At 55.6% G+C, this 23489-nt stretch carries 17 protein-coding genes and 3 tRNA genes; 9 read left to right on the top strand and 11 right to left on the bottom strand.

Annotated features, from left to right (window positions below; genetic code table 11):
- Positions 1-13 precede the first annotated feature (13 nt).
- The gene (locus VCA57_RS18975) at positions 14-775 is read right to left on the bottom strand and encodes a class I SAM-dependent methyltransferase (protein ID WP_411186622.1); all 762 of its coding nucleotides are present in this window, start codon (positions 773-775) and stop codon (positions 14-16) included.
- Positions 776-850: 75 nt separating this feature from the next.
- Here VCA57_RS18975 and gloB point away from each other — a divergent pair, with 75 nt between their 5' ends.
- Both gloB and VCA57_RS18965 read left to right on the top strand, forming a co-directional pair.
- Positions 851-1624, top strand: a complete 774-nt coding sequence (gene gloB / locus VCA57_RS18970; protein ID WP_411186753.1) for a hydroxyacylglutathione hydrolase — start codon at positions 851-853, stop codon at positions 1622-1624.
- A gap of 98 nt (positions 1625-1722) precedes the next feature.
- Complete coding sequence (locus VCA57_RS18965; RefSeq protein ID WP_411186621.1) at positions 1723-3282, top strand: LysM peptidoglycan-binding domain-containing protein; 1560 nt, start codon at positions 1723-1725, stop codon at positions 3280-3282.
- Here the strand turns inward: VCA57_RS18965 and VCA57_RS18960 are convergent, their stop codons facing one another.
- The gene (locus VCA57_RS18960) at positions 3283-4728 is read right to left on the bottom strand and encodes an HDOD domain-containing protein (RefSeq protein ID WP_411186620.1); all 1446 of its coding nucleotides are present in this window, start codon (positions 4726-4728) and stop codon (positions 3283-3285) included. It lies immediately after the preceding gene.
- 145 nt (positions 4729-4873) lie between these two features.
- Between VCA57_RS18960 and VCA57_RS18955 the strand changes: the two genes are divergently transcribed.
- The 6 genes from VCA57_RS18955 (at position 4874) to fabI (ending at position 13213) form a co-directional block, all read left to right on the top strand.
- Positions 4874-6703 (top strand): extracellular solute-binding protein, encoded by a 1830-nt coding sequence (locus VCA57_RS18955; protein ID WP_411186751.1) that lies wholly within the window; start codon positions 4874-4876, stop codon positions 6701-6703.
- On the top strand, positions 6700-8541 hold the full coding sequence (locus VCA57_RS18950; RefSeq protein ID WP_411186619.1) for an extracellular solute-binding protein: 1842 nt from the start codon (positions 6700-6702) through the stop codon (positions 8539-8541). Before VCA57_RS18955 ends, VCA57_RS18950 begins: the two co-directional genes overlap by 4 nt.
- A 1-nt stretch (position 8542) precedes the next feature.
- Positions 8543-9616 (top strand): microcin C ABC transporter permease YejB, encoded by a 1074-nt coding sequence (locus VCA57_RS18945; RefSeq protein WP_411186618.1) that lies wholly within the window; start codon positions 8543-8545, stop codon positions 9614-9616.
- 1 nt (position 9617) lies between these two features.
- Positions 9618-10637, top strand: a complete 1020-nt coding sequence (locus VCA57_RS18940) for an ABC transporter permease (protein ID WP_411186617.1) — start codon at positions 9618-9620, stop codon at positions 10635-10637.
- Position 10638: 1 nt separating this feature from the next.
- On the top strand, positions 10639-12246 hold the full coding sequence (locus VCA57_RS18935; protein WP_411186616.1) for an ABC transporter ATP-binding protein: 1608 nt from the start codon (positions 10639-10641) through the stop codon (positions 12244-12246).
- Between the two features lie 172 nt (positions 12247-12418).
- Positions 12419-13213, top strand: coding sequence for an enoyl-ACP reductase FabI (fabI, locus tag VCA57_RS18930; protein WP_411186615.1), 795 nt, complete (start codon positions 12419-12421; stop codon positions 13211-13213).
- A 137-nt stretch (positions 13214-13350) separates the two neighbouring features.
- Here the strand turns inward: fabI and VCA57_RS18925 are convergent, their stop codons facing one another.
- The 9 genes from VCA57_RS18925 to VCA57_RS18885 form a co-directional block, all read right to left on the bottom strand.
- Complete coding sequence (locus VCA57_RS18925; RefSeq protein WP_411186614.1) at positions 13351-15228, bottom strand: SurA N-terminal domain-containing protein; 1878 nt, start codon at positions 15226-15228, stop codon at positions 13351-13353.
- A 217-nt stretch (positions 15229-15445) separates the two neighbouring features.
- A complete protein-coding gene (gene hupB / locus VCA57_RS18920) occupies positions 15446-15718 on the bottom strand; it encodes a nucleoid-associated protein HU-beta (RefSeq protein ID WP_010490206.1) in 273 nt (90 codons plus the stop codon).
- A gap of 137 nt (positions 15719-15855) precedes the next feature.
- A complete protein-coding gene (lon, locus tag VCA57_RS18915; protein WP_411186613.1) occupies positions 15856-18249 on the bottom strand; it encodes an endopeptidase La in 2394 nt (797 codons plus the stop codon).
- A gap of 149 nt (positions 18250-18398) precedes the next feature.
- Positions 18399-19679, bottom strand: a complete 1281-nt coding sequence (gene clpX / locus VCA57_RS18910) for an ATP-dependent Clp protease ATP-binding subunit ClpX (RefSeq protein ID WP_411186749.1) — start codon at positions 19677-19679, stop codon at positions 18399-18401.
- A 112-nt stretch (positions 19680-19791) separates the two neighbouring features.
- Positions 19792-20427: an ATP-dependent Clp endopeptidase proteolytic subunit ClpP gene (clpP, locus tag VCA57_RS18905; protein WP_411186612.1), complete on the bottom strand. Its 636-nt coding sequence runs from the start codon at positions 20425-20427 to the stop codon at positions 19792-19794.
- A gap of 91 nt (positions 20428-20518) precedes the next feature.
- Positions 20519-21829: a trigger factor gene (gene tig / locus VCA57_RS18900; RefSeq protein ID WP_411186611.1), complete on the bottom strand. Its 1311-nt coding sequence runs from the start codon at positions 21827-21829 to the stop codon at positions 20519-20521.
- A gap of 127 nt (positions 21830-21956) precedes the next feature.
- Positions 21957-22041 (bottom strand) — tRNA-Leu (locus tag VCA57_RS18895).
- Between the two features lie 54 nt (positions 22042-22095).
- Positions 22096-22171: transfer RNA gene (locus tag VCA57_RS18890), tRNA-His, on the bottom strand.
- A 34-nt stretch (positions 22172-22205) separates the two neighbouring features.
- A tRNA-Arg gene (locus VCA57_RS18885) sits at positions 22206-22282 on the bottom strand.
- A 271-nt stretch (positions 22283-22553) separates the two neighbouring features.
- Between VCA57_RS18885 and folD the strand changes: the two genes are divergently transcribed.
- Positions 22554-23408, top strand: a complete 855-nt coding sequence (gene folD, locus VCA57_RS18880; protein WP_411186610.1) for a bifunctional methylenetetrahydrofolate dehydrogenase/methenyltetrahydrofolate cyclohydrolase FolD — start codon at positions 22554-22556, stop codon at positions 23406-23408.
- Positions 23409-23489: the final 81 nt, after the last annotated feature.

Here is a 23489-nt window from a genome sequence, read left to right as displayed (position 1 = left end):
TTATCGGCCGATGCTATTTCTGTGGCGTTTCGCGCCTGCTGACTTTGGCTACGGGCATTGGCAGCAGTTTGCCCACCGGCTGCCTACTGGGCTGGCGCAATGGCCGCAGCCCCACCACCAGCTTGCGCGCCACCAGCACATAAAAACCGCCACCTGGTAGCTGCCAAGCAGCGCCCAGTCGCTCCAAAGGTGCTAGTCGCGCCTGCCAGGCTGGCGCAGAAAGCGGCGGACGATAGCACCCGAAGCGGCGTTTCTCCAGCGCGAAGCCCAGCAGCCCCAACCAGTCACACACCCGATTAGGCGCAATACAGCGCGCCTGACGCAGCGCATCACGAGCAAACAGATGACGCGCGCCCCAACTGCTGAGCGGATTGATACCCACGATCAGCAGGTGACCGCCCGGCCGCACACTGCGCGCGGCCTCACGTAACAAACCATGGGGCGACAAACTGAAATCCAGACCATGCTGCAACACCACAACGTCAGCGGCATGCTCGGTCAATGGCCAGGACTGCTCCTCGCAAACGATTTCCACACCCTTGAACGGAGCGCCCAGGCGCACACTGCGCTGAATTTGCTGGGCATCCGGCGGCGCGTCCGCTGCGGGACCGTAATGCACCAGGTATCCGCCAAAGAAGCGCGCCAGCTCCTCCTCTAGCAGCGGCTGTTCCTGCCCTAACAATAATTGTCCGAGCGGACCACCCAGCCAAGTGCGCGCAGCCCCTATCAGGTCAAGCCATTCACTATCAGCATGGGCAAACGGATGATCTGTCATAAAAAGTCCCTGCGTAGCCAGGCAATGCTCTAGCAGCCTAACATGCACCCACGCACCCTGCTTTGCGAGCGACTGATGATAAAAATAGACGCCCTACCGGCCTTCTCCGACAACTATATATGGCTGTTACAAGACCTTGAGCAACGCCGCTGCGCGGTTGTCGACCCCGGCGATGCAGCGCCTGTACAGGCTTGGCTAGCGGCAAACCCCGACTGGCGCTTGAGTGACATCCTGATCACCCATCACCACTTTGATCACGTTGGCGGCATTGAACAATTAAAGGCGAGTACTGGCGCACGCGTGTCGGGGCCGGCCAACGAGAACATCCCGGGGCGGGACTCAGCCCTTCACGAGGGCGAGCAGATTGAGGTCCTCGGCCATCGCTTCGTTGTATATGAAGTACCCGGACATACTCTCGGGCATATCGCCTACTACCAGCCTGAGCAGCACTGGCTATTCTGCGGCGACACATTGTTTGCCGGAGGTTGTGGCCGTTTATTCGAAGGCACCGCTGAGCAGATGCACGCCTCACTCAGCCGCCTCGCTGTTCTGCCGGAACAGACCCAAGTGTTCTGCACCCACGAATACACCCTGAGCAACCTTCGTTTCGCAGCAGCTGTTGAGCCGGCTAATACAAGTATTCAGCAACGCCTGGAGCAAGTTGGACAATGGCGTGAAGCCGGGCAAATCAGCCTGCCTTCATCAATTGGCCTGGAGCAGGCAACCAATCCATTTCTACGCAGCGAACAGCCATCAGTCAGCGCGTGTATCGCCGAGCGCGAGGGCCCTGCGCAGCGCTCACCAGCGCAAGTCTTTGCGGCCCTGCGCAGCTGGAAGGACCATTTCTAAACCACGACAACCACACAAAAGACTGGTTAAAACTTGACCAGAGGCATGCTGGTTTCTAGAATCGCCCGACCTTTTCGCCGGGAAGTACACCGCCGCCAATGCATTTATCACCACGCAAGACCTTGAATTTAAAGGCATTGGCTCAAAGCGCTAAAACGCTTTTGGTGATCATGTGCGTAACTTTGGCCGGCTGCCAGGGCACTAGCCAGTACCGCCCCGACAGCGGACGCGATACCGACCTAGCCGTTGGCCTTGAGCAGGAGCCCGAGTGGCTCAATGGCCACGTCGCAGCCGCCGCCGAAGAGCCGAAAGACATCTGGGAGCGACTGCGCAACGGCTATAAGTTGCAGGAAACCATCACCCTCAACCCGCGCATCGAACAGCAGCGCCTGTGGTTTGTCAGCAACCCCTCTTTTGTCGAAAAAGCCGGCGAGCGCAGCAGCCCTTATATTCACTTCATCGTCGAACGCCTGGAACAGCACGACATGCCAATGGAGCTGGCGCTGTTGCCAATGATCGAAAGTTCTTACAACCCGCTCGCTTATTCGCCAGCCAATGCCGTAGGGCTGTGGCAGTTCATTCCGTCCACCGGACGTAATTTCAACCTACGCCAAACCAATTGGTACGACGGCCGCCGCGACGTGATGGCCTCGACCGATGCAGCGATCAGCTACCTATTGCGCCTTAAAGAAATGTTCAACGGCGACTGGCTGCTCGCCCTGGCTGCGTACAACGCGGGCGAAGGTCGGGTCAGTCGCGCCATTGAACGCAACCAAAAGCTTGGCCTACCTACCGATTACTGGAACCTCTCGCTACCGACCGAAACCCAGAATTACGTACCCAAGTTGCTGGCCCTGTCGCAGGTAGTCATGACGCCACAGGCCTATGGCGTCAGCCTCAACGCGATCCCCAACGAGCCTTACTTCGAACAAATCGAGTTCAAGCAGCGCATGGATCTGGCACGCGTAGCCGCCATGGCAGACTTGGATGAAGACGAGTTGTACCTGCTCAACCCCGCGTTCAAAAAAGGCATTACCCTCGACGGCCCTCAGCGCTTACTGGTGCCTACCGAGAAGGCCGAATTATTGACCGCCAACTTAGCCCTGATGAAACCTCAGGACTTGGTCGACTGGCAGCAATACCGCGTGCGCTCAGGCGACAGCCTGCACGGCATTGCCAGTCGCCACCAATTGACCGTTGCGACGCTCAAGGACATCAACAGACTTTCCAGCAATCGCCTAAGCATCGGCCAAATACTCAGCATTCCAGCCCAACCGGGCGGACAGGAACGTGAGCCCGTATTTCAGCGCTCGGTAGCTCAGAGCCAGCCGGTCAAGTCATATCGGGTAAAAAATGGCGATAGTCTCTGGCAAATTGCCAAGAATCACGATGTCTCGGTTAAAGACATGCGCAGCTGGAACAAACTCTCGGACAACAGCCTGCAGATTGGCCAAGTACTAACAGTGCGCACAGGCAAGCCCGGCAGCGGCAAAACCGCGCAGCAAAGCGCGACCTACTACAGAGTGCGTCAGGGCGACTCACTTTACCTGATTGCCAAGCGCTTCAAGGTGCCGATGAAAAGCCTGCAAACCTGGAACCCAAAGATTGGCAAAGCCCTCAAGCCCGGCCAGACACTGACGCTATACAGCGCTAACTGATCAGGCTTTCTTGCTCATCGCCTCCAGGCAACGCCCGGTCAACTGCGTAAAGCGCTGAAAGGCAACAAACTGCTCATGCTTTAACGCGCGCCCGGATACCCGACTGTCGGCATACAGCAAACCAATCTCGCGCGTACCAGCCAGCAGTGGCGCGATAAAGAACATGCCCTGCCCCAGACGCTGGCGAATTGGCTGAGTAACCAGCTCATTAAGGTTGTAGCTGGCCGGCACGCCCATCCACAGCGCCTCTTTGTTGCGCAACGCATAGCTAAAAATATGCGGCTGCTCCGTTTGCTCCACCGGCAGGATAAAGTCCTTCGCCCAGCCTTCCGTACCATCGCCAATCACCCGTTTTGAGCGGAAGCAACTCTGCCCGTCAGCCAATACCACCAGCATGACGCGCTCAAGCCCTGCCCCCTGATGCAATCCCTTAAACAGGGTATCGAGCACCAACCCGAGATCACCACGACGCGACACCAGCAAGCCTAGATCCTGCAAGGATTGCTGCAGAATCAATAAGTTGGGTTGTAACAACCGTGCTTTGCGCTGCTCTTGTTGCAAGCGGATTTGTTCGGGGTCGGTATTGGGGATCAATTTACACAGCTGACTGGCACCGAAGATGGCGGCCATTTTTACCGTTTCTTCAGCACTATCGAGCACCTGCTGCATGGCTTCCTGCGGGGTAACCCCGATAAAGCTGGCGAGCTGCCCTACCAATTGCTCCATTACAGGAGTATGCCAACCATCGAGTGCCGCCTGACTGATCTTTACGCCCAAGGTAACAGCCTTTACCGCCGGATCATTCTGACTGCCGGATTGCAGAGCCAGGTTGACCGTATCCCCCAAGTTCCAGCTCTTCACCAGCGCCTGGCTCATTTGCCGGAAACTAGTCCCGAGCAAATCCATCACCACTTCATCGGCATCCACTCCCGGCTGCGCTAAAGCACTGGCCAGCTCATCAGCCGAATCCCCGGCACAGCCCCAAAACGCCAGCTCCCCGACGTTATGCAGCAGTGCCGCAATAAATACCTCCTCATCACCCCTCGTTAAAACGTAGCCAGCGATATTGCGCGCTTGCACGGCGGCGTGAAACGAGCGCGCCAACAACTCGGCTAATTGCTCGCGGGAGCTACGTGCTAGCAAGCCGTCGATCAGGCTGACCGATAAGCCAATCTGGCGCACGTTATCGAAGCCGATCAACACAATCGCACGGGAGATGGTGCGGATGGATTCCTGGGAAGGGTTGTAATGCACGCTATTGCCGATGCGTAGGACCTTGGTGGTCAGCGCTGCATCACGCAGCAGCACATCGGCCAGTTGCTGTACCGACGATGTATGGCCGAGGGTTAAACGATGTAAGTCCTGGACAACTGTGGCCAGGGCAGGTAATTCGGCTTGGTTGAAGCGATCAATCCATGACTGCAAACCATGGCAAGCTGTTACCAAAATGATTACCTCGTGGTGGATAGTTTCAGTGTAGTCAGAGCGCCACTATAGCTTGCCGGCGAGCCTACCCTTTTTCCAGTCGATACAAGCTGTTAATGTGCCTGACCAGCAGCCAAACGACGTCACGGATCGGATATTTCACTTGATACGTCCCCTCCTCTCGCTGTTCCTCTACCTAGCCATCAGTTCAAGTGCCTGGGCAACGCTATATAAAAGCCACGGCTACGCCCAGTTTGGCGAGCTGAAGTACCCTGCCAGCTTCACTCATTTCGCCTGGGTTAACCCGGAAGCCCCGAAGGGCGGCACGCTGCGCATGATGGCAGCAGGCACCTTCGACACGCTCAACCCTTACACCCTCAAGGGCAGCAGCCCGATCACTACGGCTAACTTTTTGCAGTACGGCGTCAATGAGCTAAATGCCCCATTGATGGTCGGCACCGGAGCCTACGACCCATCCGGCGATGAACCTGCGTCGAGTTACGGGCTGATCGCTGAGTCGGTTGAATACAGTGATGATCGCAGCTGGGTGGTATTCAACCTGCGGCCCGAAGCGCGCTTTCATGACGGTAAGCCGATCACGGCCTACGACGTGGCCTTTTCTTACCGCCTACTGCTCAAGGAAGGTCATCCGCAATACCGAGCAAATCTGCAGGAAGTGCAACGGGTCGATATTCTCAATCGTCACAGCATCCGCTTTGTCCTCAAGCGCGGCGGCAATTCCCTGCTAATCCTGCGCCTAGGTGAATTACCGGTGCTGCCGCAGCACTATTGGAAAGACCGCGACTTCAAGGCCACTACCTATGAACCGCCATTGGGCAGCGGGCCTTATCGCATCACCCAGGTCAGCCCTGGTCGCAGCTTAAGATTCGAGCGGGTCAAAGACTGGTGGGGCGCCACACTGCCGGTCAACCGCGGCAAGTACAACTTCAACCGCGTTGAAGTGGAGTTCTACCGCGACAGCAATGTGGCCTTCGAAGCGTTCAAAGCCGGCGAATTCGATATTTATATCGAACAACAGGCGAAGAATTGGGCAAATAGCTACCGCTTCCCGGCCATGACGCGTGGCGAAGTCATCAAAGCGGAAATCCCACACAAAATCCCCACCCAGACCCAAGCGCTGTTCATGAATACTCGGCACGAGGTCTTCGCCGATCGTAAAGTGCGTGAGGCCATAGGCCTGATGTTCGACTTTGAATGGACTAACCGCGCCCTGTTCAACAGTTCATACACTCGGGCCAAAAGTTATTACCCCAACAGCGAGTTCTCGGCCACCGGCAAGCCTGAAGGCGCCGAGTGGCTGCTGCTGTCGCCTTACCGCAAGCAGCTCCCGGCACAGTTATTCACTGAGCCGTTCAGCGTGCCGCAGACCGATGGCCGCGGCATCCCTCGGGCCACCTTGCGTAGGGCACTCGGCCTACTGGCCGAGGCCGGCTGGAAGCCATCCGGCCAGCGCCTGCTCAACAGCCAGGGCAAGCCACTGAGTTTCGAGCTATTGCTGGTTAACCCAAACCTTGAGCGCATTCTCCAGCCCTTTACCGAGAACCTCGCCAGCATCGGCATTCAAGCCACACTGCGTACCGTTGACCGCGCCCAGTACAAACAGCGCCTCGACCAATACGACTTCGACATGATTTCGCTCACCCTGCCGCAAACCCTTACCCCAGGCTTGGAGCAGTCGCTGTACTTCCACTCATCACAAGCCACAGTCAAAGGCGGCAGAAACTACGCCGGGGTCAACGACCCGGTAGTCGATGCCATGATTGAAAAACTGCTGTCTGCACAAACGCGTGATGAGCAAGTTACCGCCACCCGCGCCCTTGACCGGGTGCTCTTATGGCAGCACTACAGCATTCCAAACTGGTATATCGATTACCACCGCCTGGCTTACCGCAACCGATTTGCCTTCGTCACCACGCCGCCCTACACCCTGGGCCTACGGACCTGGTGGCTGAAATCCATGGAGAAAGCTAAATGACCCATGCAGTGCGCGCCTTGTTAATCCGCTTCAGCAGCATTGCTTTGCTGGGTGTTGCGAGCTTGGCCCTGGCCAGCCCCAAACATGCACAGACGCTGTATGACGAGCCACCTAAGTATCCGGCCAACTTCAAACACTTCGACTACGTCAACCCAGACGCACCCAAAGGCGGCACCTTGCGTCAGGCAGGTTTTGGCGGTTTTGACAGCCTCAATCCCTTTATCAACAAGGGTGTTCCTGCCGACGACATAAGCATCATCTACGACACTCTGACTCGCCACGGCATGGATGAACCCTTTACCGAGTACGGCCTACTCGCTGAAAAAATCGAAAAAGCCCCCGACAACTCCTGGGTGCGTTTTTATCTACGCCCAGAAGCACGCTTCCATGACGGCCAACCGGTAACCGCCGAGGACGTCAAGTTCACCTTCGACACCCTGATGAGCAAAGGCGCACCGATGTACCGCGGCTATTACGCGGACGTTGAAAAAGTAGAGGTCGAAAGCCCTACACGCGTGCGCTTTGTCTTCAAGCAGGCCGGTAACCGAGAGCTACCACTGATCGTCGGCCAACTCCCCGTGCTGCCAAAGCACTGGTGGGCCGAGCGCGATTTCAGCAAAGGCAATCTGGACATACCGCTTGGCAGTGGCCCGTACAAAGTGGCCGACGTACAGGCAGGCCGCTCAATCCGCTACGAGCGAGTCAAGGATTGGTGGGGTAAGGACCTGCCAGTCAACCGTGGCTTCTACAATTTCGACACCCTGCAGACCGACTACTACCGCGACAATACCGTCGCCCTGGAAGCGCTCAAAGCTGGCCAATTTGATTTCTGGCTGGAGATGAGCGCAAAGAACTGGGCCACCGCCTACAACACCGAAGCCGTAGCAAACGGCCAACTAATCAAAGAAGAAATCGCCAACCACAACCCCACCGGCATGCAGGGCTTTGTCTTCAACACTCGGCGTCCACTGTTCAATGATCGCCGCGTGCGCGAAGCACTGGGCCTCTTGTTTGACTTCGAATGGGCCAACCGCCAGCTATTCAATGGTGCCTATACGCGCACACGCAGCTACTTTGACAATTCCGAACTGGCCTCCGTCGGCCTGCCCTCTGCTGACGAACTGAAACTGCTTGAGCCGTTACGTGCGCAGATCCCGCCACAAGTCTTTACCGATGAGTATCAGCCCCCGGTTACCGATGGCAGCGGCATCATTCGTGAACAGCAACGCCGCGCCTACCAACTGTTGCAGGAGGCTGGCTGGCGCGTCGATGGCGATAAGATGCTCGACAACACCGGCAAACCGGTGAGTTTCGAATTTCTCTTGGCGCAAACCGAATTTGAACGCGTTCTATTGCCGTACAAACGCAACTTGGCCGATTTAGGGATTGAACTAGTGATCCGCCGTGTTGACGTATCCCAATACATCAACCGCCTACGCTCCCGCGATTACGACATGATTGTCGGCGGTTTTGGTCAATCTAACTCCCCTGGTAACGAGCAGCGCGAATACTGGCACTCCAGCAGCGCCGACAACCCCGGCAGCCGTAACTTTATTGGTTTGAAAGACCCGGCAATAGACAGCCTGGTCGATGGCCTGATCAATGCCGACTCACGCCAAAGCCTGATTGCTCACACTCGCGCCCTCGACCGCGTACTGTTGTGGGGCCAATACGTGGTGCCAAACTGGCATATCAAGACCTGGCGAATTGCCTACTGGAACCGTTTTGAGCACCCCAAAGTCACCCCGAAATACGACATAGGCCTGCACACTTGGTGGGCCCGCAAGACATCACCAGAAGCAGCCGCCGCGTCGGCTGTAACAACCCCGGAGCAATAAGATGCTGGCGTATATCTTTCGTCGGCTGCTGCTGATCATCCCCACACTATTCGGCATTCTGCTGATCAATTTCATCATCATCCAGGCAGCTCCCGGCGGCCCGGTCGAACAGATGATTGCCAAGCTGGAAGGCTTTGATGGGGCCACCAGTCGGATTGCCGGCGGCGGTGCCGAAGTCTCGGTAGCCGGCTCCAATTACCGTGGTGCCCAGGGCCTAGACCCGGAGCTAGTAGCTGAGATCGAACGCATGTACGGCTTCGACAAGTCCGCTCCGGAGCGCTTCTGGCTAATGCTCAAGAGCTACGCAAAACTAGACTTTGGCTCCAGCTTCTTCCGCGATGCCGAGGTTATCGACCTAGTCATCGAGAAGATGCCCGTGTCGATTTCCCTAGGCTTGTGGAGCACGCTGATCATGTACCTAGTGTCTATTCCACTGGGTATCGCCAAGGCCACCCGTCATGGCAGCGCCTTTGACGTTTGGACCAGTTCGATGATCATCGTTGGTTACGCTATTCCGGCCTTCCTCTTTGCGATTCTGCTGATCGTATTGTTTGCCGGCGGCAGCTACTGGGACTGGTTCCCGCTGCGCGGGCTGACCTCGAACAACTTCGACGAACTGAGCTTTACCGGCAAGCTGCTCGACTACTTTTGGCACCTGGCGCTGCCCGTCACCGCCCTCGTGATCGGTAACTTCGCCACCCTGACGCTGCTGACCAAGAACAGCTTTCTCGATGAAATCAACAAGCAGTACGTGGTTACCGCCAGGGCCAAGGGCCTGAGCAATACCCGTGTGCTGTATGGCCATGTATTCCGCAACGCCATGCTGATCATCATCGCCGGCTTCCCGGCGGCGTTTATCGGCATCTTCTTTACCGGGTCCTTACTGATTGAGGTGATCTTCTCCCTCGACGGCCTCGGCCTGATGAGCTTCGAGGCTGCGATCAACCGCGACTACCCGGTGGTGTTCGGCACCTTGTTTATCTTCACGTTGCTCGGCTTGGTGGTGAAATTGATCGGCGACATTACCTACACCCTAGTCGACCCGCGTATCGACTTCGAAAGCCGGGAGGGTTGAGATGAAACTGTCCCCGATCAATCAACGACGCTTCCAGCTATTTAAGGCCCACAAACGCGGCTGGTGGTCGCTGTGGATATTTCTCGTACTGTTCTTCGTCACCTTGGGAGCCGAGCTGATCGCCAATGACAAACCCTTGGTGGTGAGCTACGACAGCGAGTTGTATTTCCCGGTATTCAAGCGCTACCCAGAAACCACTTTCGGCGGCGAGTTCCCGCTGCAAGCCAACTACAAGAGCCCGTACATCCAAGAGCTGATCAAGGAGAAGGACGGCTGGATGATCTGGCCACCAATCCGCTACAGCTACTCCAGCATCAACTACGACCTGCAAGTACCTGCCCCGGCTCCGCCCTCGACGGAGAATCTGCTCGGCACCGATGATCAAGGCCGCGATGTACTGGCGCGGGTGATCTACGGCTTCCGTATCTCCGTGTTGTTTGCCCTGATCCTGACTCTCGCCAGCTCGGTCATCGGCGTATTTGCCGGCGCGCTACAAGGCTTCTATGGCGGCTGGGTTGACTTGGTTGGTCAGCGTTTTCTGGAAATCTGGTCAGGCCTGCCAGTGCTGTATCTGCTGATCATCCTGGCCAGCTTCGTCCAGCCGAACTTCTGGTGGCTACTGGGCATCATGCTGCTGTTCTCCTGGATGAGCCTGGTGGATGTGGTGCGTGCCGAGTTCCTCCGTGGGCGCAATCTGGAGTACGTGCGTGCGGCCCGCGCTCTGGGTATGCAGAACGCTTCGATCATGTTCCGCCACATCCTGCCCAACGCGATGATTTCCACCATGACCTTTATGCCGTTCATCCTCACCGGCGCGATTGGTACCCTCACCGCACTGGACTTCCTCGGCTTCGGCCTGCCGCCTGGCGCGCCGTCGCTGGGCGAACTGGTGGCACAAGGCAAATCCAACCTGCAAGCACCCTGGCTAGGTATTAGCGCCTTTACCGTTCTTGCCCTGATGCTGAGCTTGCTGGTGTTTATCGGCGAAGCCGCACGCGATGCCTTCGATCCGAGGAAATGACATGACCGACTCCAACACTCTCATCGAAGTCCGCGACCTGGCCGTCGAATTTGTCACCGGCAGCCGTAAACAACGCGTGGTGGAAGGCGCCAGCTTCGACATCAAACGCGGCGAAACCCTGGCCATGGTCGGCGAAAGCGGCTCGGGCAAATCGGTTACCGCCCACTCGATCCTGCGCCTGCTGCCCTACCCGCTGGCCCAGCACCCCAGCGGCAGTATTCACTACGCTGGCCAAGACCTGCTCAAGCTCAACGAGAAGAAACTGCGTGGCATACGCGGTAACCGCATCGCCATGGTCTTCCAGGAGCCCATGACCTCGCTTAACCCGCTGCACAGCATCGAAAAGCAGATCAACGAAGTACTGGCCCTGCACAAGGGCCTGCGTGGCAAAGCAGCCACTGCACGCACCCTGGAACTACTAGAGCTGGTTGGCATTCCTGAACCGCATAAGCGCCTGAAGGCCTACCCGCATGAGCTGTCAGGCGGCCAACGCCAACGCGTGGTGATCGCCATGGCTCTGGCCAATGAGCCGGAGCTGCTGATTGCCGATGAGCCCACTACCGCACTGGACGTTACCGTACAGCTAAAAATCCTTGAGCTGCTCAAGGACCTGCAAGCACGCCTAGGCATGGCGATTCTGCTGATCAGCCACGACCTCAACCTGGTGCGGCGCATTGCCCACCGCGTTTGCGTGATGCAGCACGGGCATATCGTTGAGCAAGCCGACTGCGAAGCCTTGTTTAACGCCCCACAACACCCCTACACCCGTGAATTGCTGGGTGCCGAACCTAGCGGTGGGCCGGTCGATCAACCAGCCGGCAAACCCATGCTGGAAATCGACAACCTGCGCGTCTGGTTTCCAATCAAAAAGGGCCTGCTGCGGCGTACGGTCGATCATGTTAAAGCGGTGGACGGCATCAACTTCAGCGTGCCGCAGGGCCACACCCTCGGCATAGTCGGGGAAAGTGGCTCGGGCAAATCTACCCTCGGCCTGGCAATTCTTCGCCTGCTTGGCAGTGAGGGTGGCATCCGCTTCCAAGGCCAGACGATCGATAACCTGTCGCAAGAAGAAGTGCGGCCATTACGCCGGCAAATGCAGGTGGTCTTCCAGGACCCCTTTGGCAGCCTCAGCCCGCGTATGTCAGTCAGTCAGATTATTGGTGAGGGCCTGCAGATTCATAAAATGGGCAATGCCGCCGAGCAAGAACAGGCCATCATCGACGCTCTGGTTGAGGTTGGACTCGATCCGGAGACCCGGCATCGCTATCCCCACGAGTTTTCCGGCGGCCAGCGCCAACGTATTGCCATTGCTCGCGCCCTGGTGCTGAAACCCGCACTGATTCTGCTCGATGAGCCAACCTCGGCCCTCGACCGTACGGTGCAACGTCAAGTGGTTGAGCTGCTACGCTCGCTGCAGGCCAAATACAATCTGACTTACCTATTCATCAGCCACGATCTGGCGGTGGTCAGAGCCCTGAGCCATCAGGTTATGGTGGTAAAACAGGGCAAAGTGGTGGAGCAAGGCCCGGCGGCACGTGTCTTTGCCGCGCCACAGGACATCTATACACAGCAGTTGCTGGAAGCGGCCTTTATGGTCCCAGCTGATTAACCGAACTATTGGAAGCGCTGGCGAGGCCGCCAGCGCAAAGCAAAAACAGGCGGAACACAGCGTTTACGTGCTGTAATTAAGCATTTTCCGCCTGTTTTTAACGCAGTGATGGCAACGCAGGTAGCTTTCAACTGCCTGCCAATCCTTGTAGACAGGAAGAGGAACAACACCCATGGGTTTTCTAAGCGGCAAGCGCGTACTGATCGTTGGCGTCGCCAGCAAACTGTCCATCGCCTCCGGCATCGCGGCAGCCATGCACCGTGAAGGCGCCGAACTGGCCTTCACCTACCAGAACGAAAAGCTCAAAGGCCGCGTTGAAGGCTTTGCTGCTGATTGGGGCTCAAGCGCTGACCTGTGCTTCCCTTGCGACGTGGCCAACGATGAAGAAATCGCCTCGGTATTCGAAGCCCTGAGCAAAAAGTGGGATGGCCTGGATTGCATCGTTCACTCTGTGGGTTTCGCCCCTGGCGACCAACTGGATGGCGACTTCACCGACGTCACCACCCGTGAAGGCTTCCGTATCGCTCACGACATCAGTGCCTACAGCTTTGTTGCTCTGGCCAAAGCCGGTCGCGAGATGATGAAAGGCCGCAATGGCAGCCTACTCACCCTCTCTTACCTGGGCGCCGAGCGCACCATGCCTAACTACAACGTCATGGGCATGGCTAAAGCCAGCCTGGAAGCCGGTGTACGCTATCTTGCTGGTAGCCTGGGCCCAGAAGGCACACGTGTGAATGCGATCTCCGCTGGCCCGATTCGCACCCTGGCAGCCTCTGGCATCAAGAGCTTCCGCAAGATGCTCGCTGCCAATGAGAAGCAGACCCCACTGCGCCGCAACGTGACCATCGACGAAGTTGGCAACGCTGGTGCCTTCCTCTGCTCAGACCTGGCTTCTGGCGTCAGCGGCGAGATCATGTACGTCGATGGCGGCTTCAACACCACCGCCATGGGTGCTATGGAAGAGTAAGCCGTTAAATCGCAACAAGAAAAAGGCCGCTTAACTAAGCGGCCTTTTTTATGCGTTGCCATCCTTGGCATTTACCCTAAGGCCGTCGCTGCGCGACGATTAACATGGCTCCCTGCCATTTCATTCAGCGCTATCGATCAGAAACGCTCGATATCAGCCTTCTCTTGCAAGTGCTTACGGAACGCAGCGAAATCCTGCTGACCCTCACGAGAAGCCAGGAAGCGGCTGTACATGGCCTTATCCTCATCCGACAGCTCCTGCTCTGGTTGGCTCACACCGTTGAGGCGGATGATCACAAAGTCACCGTTACTCAAACTGACGCCAGCAAAGCTTGGCTTATCTGCAGCCTCGGGCTTGGGCATACGGAACAGAGTCTGTAATACCACAGGATCAATGCCTTCCTGGCTACGAGTAGCCGCTTCAACAACGCTCCAGCCTTGCTTGGCATCCGCTTGTGCGATTGGCGTTTGGCCGTCACGTAAAGCGGCCAGCTGCTCTTCAGCCTTGGCCTTGACGGCTTCGGTTGCACGAACCTTGGTCAACTGAGCACGAATGCTATCAGCGACCTGCTCAAGTGGCAGTTGCTCGGGCTTGTTGTGCTCTTTAACACGCACCACTACCGCAGTATTCGGATCAAGCTCGATCACACTGCTATTAGCGCCGTCTTCCAGCACTTCATCGCTGAATGCAGCTTGAATCACCTGACGGTTGGCAGTCACGCCCTCAGCGCCGCCTTGGCGACCAAACGGTTCAGTGGTCTTCACCTGCAAACCCAGCTCCTGCGCTGGCTGGCTGAGGTCAGAGGCTTCGAATGAGGCACTTTCAAGATCTTTAGACACCTCAACAAAACGCTGCTCGACCTGACGCGCCTTGAGATCGTTCTGCAGCTTCTCTTTCAGGCTGGCAAAGCTCGGGACCTCAGGAGCCTGAACACCCAGCAACTTGATCAAATGCCAACCAAATTCGCTGCGAACAGGCGCCGATACTGCATTTTCGCTCAACCCATTCAGGGCTTGTTCAAAAGCCGGGTCGTAAACACCAGGACCGGCAAAGCCTAAGTCACCGCCTTCACTGGCCGAACCGGAGTCATCGGAAAATTCTTTGGCCAAAGCCGCAAAATCTTCGCCCTGCTGCAGACGCTTTTGCACTTCAAGCAACTTAGCCTTGGCCTGCTCGTCGTTTTGCTTATCGTTAACTTCGATCAAAATGTGCGCAGCACGGCGCTGCTCAGCAAGATTGGCAATCTCATTCTGATAGGCGCTCTGCAACTCCTCGTCACTGACTTCGACTTGATCGAAAAAAGCATCTTTCTTCAGTTCGACATATTCCAGCACAACCTGCTCAGGACTCATGAACTCACTAGCCTGGGCGTTGTAGTAGGCCTTGATGTCGTCATCACTGAGGTTAACCGCCCCCAAATCTGCTTTGAGAGTCAGAGAGGCGAAGTCACGTGTCTGCTTTTCCAGTGCAGCAAATGCCTGCACCTGAGCATCGGTAACAAAACCACTGTTAGCCAGACCCGCACGCAACTGACCGATCAGCATTTCCTGCTCAAGCATCTGGCGGAACTGCAAACGGCTGTAGCCCAACTGACGGATAACCTGATCGAAACGCTCAGCGCTAAACTGACCGTCAACCAGGAACTCTGGCGTTTTTAGGATCACCTGATCAAGAGCCTGCGAAGAAAAGGCGAACTTGGCGTTTTTTGCGCTATTGAGCAGTAAGGTGCGCTCAATAAGACCATTCAGGGCAGCCTCACGCAGCAGTTTTTCATCCAGTAGGGATGCGTCGAAATCACGCCCTAATTGCTGCAGCAACTGCCGACGCTGCATTTCTACAGCCTGGTTGAGCTCGACTGAAGTGATCTTCTCGCCATTCACTTCAGCCGCATTCTGGCTGTTACTGGTGCTGGTAAAAATGGCATCGACGCCAGTCAACGCCAACAGCGCGACGATGATGCCGATAATGGTTTTGGCAATCCAACCTTGTGAATTGTCCCTGATGTTCTGCAGCATGCTTCCCCCAGAACGGCTGTACAAAAAAAGCAGCCGCGCAGCGTGGGTAAAATCCGGATAGAAGAAAGGCGCATCAGTGGATGCGCCTTCTCGTAACTAGCGAAGCGGATCGAACTCAAGCAGCTGATTCGTCGTGTTCAGCCAGCCAAGCTAGCTAAACATCCCGCTCGCCTCAGGTCAGCTGTTCAGCCGGCCTGTTGGCAAAACCGAAATAGGCTTAGTTGACAGCGTCTTTCAGAGCTTTACCAGCCTTGAAGCCTGGGATCTTAGCAGCAGCAATGCTGATCGGATTGCCAGTCTGTGGGTTACGGCCAGTACGAGCAGCACGCTCTTTAACAGCAAAGGTACCAAAACCAACCAGTACTACAGAATCACCAGCCTTCAGAGCGCCAGTAACGGATTCAATTACTGCGTCCAGCGCGCGGCCAGCAACAGCTTTTGGGATATCAGCAGATGCAGCGATGGCATCGATCAGTTCCGACTTGTTCACTCTTAAGTCCCCTTAATTTCTGTTGAGTTTATTTCTTGCTTTTAAATGTAAGCGAAGCTGGTGCTGAAGAGCCTGCCGACACGATAAGAGCCGCTTTATAACAAGGGCTCTAAAAATGTGTCAAGAAAGCCCTCCTGCTAATGCGTGCTAATTCGCTCCTTGGAATCAGTCTCGCGCTTTTCATCCTTTGCAACCATGGGAGCCGCATCAGGCAAGGGCTCCGGGGCGTATTGCAGCGCAATTTGCAGGACCTCGTCAATCCATTTAACCGGTTTAATCTGCAGGTCTTGCTTAATATTCTCCGGAATCTCTTTCAGATCACGCACATTCTCCTCCGGAATGATCACGGTCTTGATGCCACCACGATGAGCAGCCAGCAGTTTTTCCTTCAAACCACCGATAGCCAATACCTGCCCCCGCAGGGTGATTTCACCGGTCATTGCCACATCCGCCCGCACAGGAATCTGTGTCAGGGCTGAAACCAACGCCGTACACATGCCAACGCCTGCGCTAGGGCCGTCTTTCGGCGTCGCCCCCTCCGGCATATGGATATGGATATCCTGCTTCTCATAGAAGTCCACAGGCACGCCTAGACTCTTAGCCCGACTACGCACAACCGTCTGCGCCGCCGTGATCGACTCCAGCATCACATCACCGAGAGAACCGGTTTTGATCAGTTGGCCCTTACCGGGTACCACAACCGCTTCGATGGTCAACAGCTCACCACCCACCTGGGTCCAGGCAAGCCCGGTAACCTGGCCGATTTGATCCTGCTGCTCAGCTAAACCGTAGCGATGCTTGCGCACGCCCAGGAAATGTTCGAGCGAATCAGCCGTAACTGTGACTTGGAAGCGCTTCTCGGTGGAGTGCTCCTTGACCACTTTGCGGCAGACCTTGGCAATTTGCCGCTCCAATCCACGCACACCCGCTTCGCGGGTGTAGTAGCGAATTATGTCGCGAATCGCAGCATCCTCAAAAACCAACTCGGACTTCTTCAGACCATTAGCCTGAACCTGCTTTGGCGCCAGGTATTTGATCGCGATATTAATTTTCTCCGCCTCGGTGTAACCCGGCAGGCGAATCACCTCCATACGATCCAGCAACGGCCCCGGAATGTTCATCGAGTTGGCCGTGCACAGGAACATCACATCAGACAGGTCATAATCGACCTCCAGGTAGTGATCGTTGAAGTTGTGATTCTGCTCTGGGTCTAGCACCTCCAATAGCGCCGATGCAGGATCACCACGCATGTCCTGGCCCATCTTGTCGATTTCATCGAGCAAGAACAGCGGATTGCGCACGCCAACCTTGGTCATTTTCTGGATCAGCCGGCCTGGCATAGAGCCGATATAGGTACGTCGATGACCACGAATCTCGGCTTCGTCACGCACCCCACCGAGTGCCATACGCACAAACTTGCGGTTAGTCGCGCTGGCAATCGACTCGGCAAGCGAGGTTTTACCCACACCAGGCGGACCGACCAAGCAGAGCACCGGGCCTTTAATCTTTTTCACACGTTTTTGCACAGCGAGGTATTCAAGAATGCGCTCCTTAACCTCGTCCAGGCCGTAGTGATCAGCATCAAGAATACTTTCAGCCCTTGCCAGATCTAGGCGAACCTTGCTCTGCGCTTTCCACGGCACGTTGACCAACCAGTCGATGTAAGAGCGCACTACAGTGGCTTCAGCCGACATCGGCGACATCTGCTTAAGCTTATTCAACTCAGCGTTAGCTTTGGTGTGCGCCTCTGCCGTCAACCCGGCATTTTCGATGCGCTTTTTCAGCTCATCGAGCTCGTTATGACCCTCTTCGCTGTCACCAAGTTCTTTCTGAATGGCCTTCATCTGCTCATTCAGATAGTACTCACGCTGACTGCGCTCCATTTGTTTCTTGACCCGACCACGAATGCGCTTCTCGACCTGTAACAAGTCGATTTCTGCATCGAGCAGCGCGAGCACATGCTCAACACGCGCAGCCAGATCAGTAATTTCCAGAATTTCCTGCTTTTGTTCGATCTTCAACACCATGTGCGCGGCCATGGTGTCGACTAAGCGGTTCGGTTCATCGATACCGTTTAGCGATGCCAATACCTCTGCTGGCACCTTCTTACCAAGTTGTACGTATTGCTCAAACTGACTGAGCAGACTGCGAGTGAAGACTTCAGACTCACGCTCCGCGGCATCTACCTCATCGATCAGCTGTACTTCGGCACGGCAATGACCGTCTATCGCGATAAAGCTTTCGACTTGACCACGCTGCTCGCCCTCAACCAGCACTTTGACAGTGCCATCCGGCAACTTCAGCAATTGCAGCACCGTGGCCACAGTACCGACACGATATAGATCCCGCTCACCCGGATCATCGTCAGCAGGATTCTTCTGAGCCAGCAAAAGAATCTGCTTCTCACCGGTCATCGCGGCCTCAAGGGCCTCAATGGATTTTTCACGCCCGACGAACAACGGGATGACCATGTGCGGATAGACCACAACATCGCGCAACGGCAGGAGAGGCAATTCGATGGTTGTCTTCATGATTTCGGCTCTACAGCGACCATACGGCCGTAAACAGATGGGATGACCCTTACCGTTAAGATGGGGGCAGCCCAAATAAAAAACAAGCATTGCAGTAGTAAAACAAAAGGGGCCCGCAGGCCCCTTGCTTTCAACATGTTACAACGCGCTTACGCGTCAGGCGCAGCCTTGGCTGGCAGCTCACTATTCTCATAAATAAGCAGCGGTTTAGAGGTGCCCTCGATCACGCTTTCATCGATAACAACCTTGCTGACATCCGACTGAGAAGGGATCTCATACATGGTATCAAGCAAGACACCCTCAAGAATCGAACGCAGCCCACGCGCACCGGTTTTACGCTCCAGCGCTTTACGTGCAACAGACTTCAGCGCATCCGGACGAAACTCCAGCTCAACCCCTTCCATTTCGAACAGCTTGCCATACTGCTTAGTCAGCGCATTCTTGGGCTCAGTCAGAATCTGCACGAGAGCAGCCTCGTCCAACTCATCCAAAGTAGCGATAACCGGCAAACGACCAACAAACTCAGGGATCAGACCAAATTTGACCAGATCATCAGGCTCAACAGCGCGCAATGACTCTCCGACTTTTTTGCCTTCTTCCTTGCTGCGAACCTCGGCACTGAAACCGATGCCGCCCTTGGTCGAGCGCCCCTGAATAACCTTCTCTAGACCGGAGAAGGCGCCACCACAGATAAACAGAATGTTACGTGTATCAACCTGCAAAAACTCCTGCTGAGGATGTTTTCGACCACCTTGCGGTGGAACCGAAGCAACAGTCCCCTCAATCAGTTTTAGCAATGCTTGCTGCACACCTTCACCAGAGACATCACGGGTGATGGATGGGTTGTCAGACTTGCGCGAAATCTTGTCGATTTCATCGATGTAGACAATGCCCATCTGAGCTTTATCTACATCGTAGTCGCACTTCTGCAACAGTTTTTGAATGATATTCTCGACGTCCTCCCCCACATAACCAGCCTCGGTCAGGGTGGTGGCGTCAGCGATAGTGAAAGGTACGTTGAGCAAGCGCGCCAGGGTTTCAGCCAACAGGGTTTTCCCCGACCCCGTCGGACCTATGAGCAAGATATTGCTTTTACCTAACTCAATGTCATCTTTCTTGTCGCGCTGATTGAGACGCTTATAGTGGTTATAGACCGCTACAGCCAAGATTTTCTTCGCGCGCTCCTGACCAATAACATACTGATCAAGGATGCCGCTGATTTCCTTGGGTGCAGGCAGTTTATGCGCACTACTCTCGGCCTGAGCTTCCTGCACCTCCTCGCGGATGATGTCGTTGCACAGGTCTACGCACTCGTCGCAGATGAAGACCGAGGGGCCGGCAATTAATTTGCGCACTTCATGCTGGCTTTTGCCGCAGAAGGAGCAATAAAGCAACTTGCCGTTGTCCTCGCCGTTGCGGGTGTCAGTCATTCGTTCGATCCAAATCCGATAGGCTTGCAACACAAGATGAAGGCTTATGCGGGCTTTTTCAAGCCCGCAGGTGGCCAGATACACCGACCCACCCTATTTTGAGCTGCTTATATTAAGCGGGGCGCTTTTCAATCACTGCGTCGATCAACCCGTACTCACGAGCGGCTTCGGCGCTCATGAAGTTATCACGATTGGTATCACGCTCGATTTCTTCCAAGGTGTGCCCGCTGTGCTTGGCCATCAGCGTGTTGAGGCGCTCGCGAATAAAGAGGATTTCCTTGGCGTGGATTTCGATATCCGATGCCTGGCCCTGGAAACCACCCAATGGCTGGTGAATCATCACGCGCGAGTTAGGCAGACAGTAACGCTTGCCCTCGGCACCAGCGGTCAGCAGGAATGCGCCCATGCTGCATGCCTGACCAATACAGGTGGTGGACACGTTGGGTTTGATGAACTGCATGGTGTCGTAGATCGACATACCCGCAGTCACCGAACCGCCTGGGGAATTAATGTAAAGATGGATGTCCTTGTCCGGATTTTCCGCTTCAAGGAACAGCAGTTGCGCACAGATCAGGTTGGCCATGTAGTCCTCTACAGGACCGACAAGAAAGATCACTCGCTCTTTGAGTAGGCGCGAATAGATGTCGTAGGCGCGCTCTCCACGAGCCGACTGCTCGACAACCATGGGGACTAGGCCGCCAGCGGCTTGAATATCAGACATTTGCTGCATAAAAGGATTGCGGGACATGTGCGCACTCGCTCCCTAAATAGTCATATCACAAATACGCATAAGCCAGCACGACGGCTGGCTTATGGCGTGTTCGAACGAGGTAAAGCAATCAAGCGGCTTGTGGTGCTTCTACCGGCTTGACAGCTTCTTCGTAAGAGACCGATTTATCGGTCACGTTGGCCTTCTGCAAAACAGTATCTACAACTTGCTCTTCCAGCACAACCGAACGCACTTCGTTCATTTGCTGGTCGTTTTTGTAGTACCAAGCCACAACCTGCTCTGGTTCTTGATAAGCCGAAGCCATTTCCTGAATCATTTCACGCACACGAGCATCATCTGGCTTCAGCTCGCACTGCTTAACCACTTCAGCGACAACCAGACCCAGCACGACGCGGCGTTTGGCTTGCTCTTCGAACAGCTCAGCTGGCAGCTGATCCGGCTTGAGATTGCCACCGAACTGCTGAACGGCCTGCACGCGCAGACGATCCACCTCGTTGCCGATCAGAGCCTTCGGCACTTCGATCGGGTTGGCCGCTAGCAAACCGTCCATTACCTGGTTTTTAACCTTGGATTTGATGGCTTGGCGCAGCTCGCGCTCCATGTTCTTGCGCACTTCAGCGCGGAAACCTTCCAGACCACCTTCTTTCACGCCAAACAGAGCGAAGAAGTCATCATTCAGCTCAGGCAGCTGAGGTGCCGCAATGCTATTGATCGTGACGGTGAACTCGGCTGTTTTGCCTGCCAGATCCAAATTCTGGTAATCAGCAGGGAAAGTCGGGGTGATTAGGCGCTCTTCGCCAGCTTTGGCACCAACCAGTGCATCTTCAAAGCCTGGGATCATGCGGCCAGAGCCGAGAACCAGCTGAGTACCCTTAGCTGAACCGCCCGCAAAGGCTTCGCCATCGATCTTGCCAACGAAGTCGATGTTCAACTGATCGCCATTCTCGGCAGCGCGATCGGCAACTTCGAAACGGGTGTTCTGCTTGCGCAGGATTTCCAGCATGTTGTCGACATCAGCGTCCGCTACGTCAGCCTGCAGGCGCTCGATCGCGATGTCGTCGAAGCCAGCAACGGTGAACTCAGGGAAGACTTCGAAGGTTGCAACGTACTCTAGATCCTTACCCTTCTCGAAGGGCTTCGGCTCAACCGCCGGTGCACCAGCTGGATTGAGCTTCTGCTCAACAACAGCTTCGTAGAAAGTGGATTGGATCAGATCGCCCAGCGCTTCTTGCCGCGCAGAGTCTTCATAACGCTGGCGGATCACGCTCATTGGCACTTTGCCGGGACGGAAGCCAGGAACCTTGGCGCGACGGGCAGTCTGCTGCAGACGCTTGTTGACTTCAGTCTCGATGCGTTCAACAGAAACGCCAACGGTCATGCGACGCTCGAGAGCAGAAGTATTTTCAACAGAAACTTGCATGGATAATCCTCGTTGCACACATAAACCGGCCGTTTACCGGGCCCTAATCAAGGGCATGCATTCTAGAGGGTCAATTTGCAGAAGTCACCCTAGATACAGGCGGCAAACGGGAGGGAGATCTAAAAGATGGTGCGGACGGAGAGACTCGAACTCTCACACCTTTCGGCGCTGGAACCTAAATCCAGTGTGTCTACCAATTCCACCACATCCGCATGGTAAAGCTTTACAAAAAACGCCAGGACTTGACCTGGCGCCTTCTTGAAATATGGGGTGGACGATGGGGATCGAACCCACGACAACAGGAGTCACAATCCTGTGCTCTACCAACTGAGCTACGCCCACCATATTGCACTTTACTTGAGCCAAGACCGCCAAATGGCACGCCCGGCAGGACTCGAACCTGCGACCATCCGCTTAGAAGGCGGATGCTCTATCCAGCTGAGCTACGGGCGCCTATCCATCTGCAAATGCAGACTTTAAAGCTTCGGCTTCGGTAAAAACTTTTCAGCTTCTGCCTTTGCCGTCTTACCCAGCGACTGGCTGTACTCGACAAGCGGGGCGAATGTTATAGAGGTAGCTACAGGCCGTCAACAGGAAAAGTCAAAAAAATTCAGCTATTTAAAGGAGTTACGCGAAAAGCCCGGCAGCCGCCTTTGCCCCAGTGCACGGCCATGCGAGAATAGACATCCTTTTTCCACCCCTTCTTTATGGTTAACCAAGCGCAATGACCGCACAACTGATCGATGGCAAAGCAATTGCCGCCAGCCTGCGCCAGCAAATCGCCAAACGTGTCGCAGAGAGACACCAGCAAGGCCTTCGCGCACCCGGACTTGCGGTAATCCTCGTCGGCAGTGACCCTGCGTCCCAAGTCTATGTTTCACATAAACGTAAAGATTGCGAAGAGGTCGGCTTCCTATCCCAAGCCTACGATTTGCCAGCCACCACCAGTCAAGATGATCTCACCGCATTGATTGATCGCCTCAATGGCGACCCGAGCATAGACGGCATCCTCGTGCAACTACCACTACCCGAACACCTTGACGCATCCTTATTACTGGAGCGCATCCGCCCAGACAAAGACGTTGACGGCTTCCATCCGTACAATATCGGCCGCCTGGCCCAACGCATGCCTTTACTGCGCCCCTGCACCCCCAAAGGCATCATGACCCTCCTTCAAAGCACCGGCGTCGACCTATACGGAATGCACGCCGTCGTTGTTGGAGCGTCGAACATTGTCGGCCGCCCAATGGCAATGGAACTGCTGCTAGCCGGATGCACGGTTACCGTCACCCACAGATTCACCAAAGATCTACCTACACATGTCGGGCAAGCCGACATTGTCGTAGTCGCCGCCGGCAAGCCAGGTCTAGTACAAGGCGAATGGATCAAGCCGGGCGCAATAGTCATCGACGTCGGCATTAACCGCCAGAACGACGGCAAACTAATCGGCGACGTGGTATATGAAACCGCCCTACCCCGCGCCAGCTGGATTACCCCAGTCCCGGGCGGCGTCGGCCCAATGACACGCGCCTGCTTGCTAGAAAACACCTTGCACGCAGCCGAACATCTCCATACCTAAAAACCGAACACCAATAAACAAGCAAAAAGCGCCAAGCCCACATGTAGCAGACAAAGAAAAACCCGGCCGAAGCCGGGTTTT

This window comes from Pseudomonas sp. (assembly GCF_046581935.1).
GTDB lineage: Bacteria > Pseudomonadota > Gammaproteobacteria > Pseudomonadales > Pseudomonadaceae > Aquipseudomonas.
Note: the sequence above shows the minus strand (reverse complement) of the source record. Positions and strands in the feature narration are given on the sequence as shown.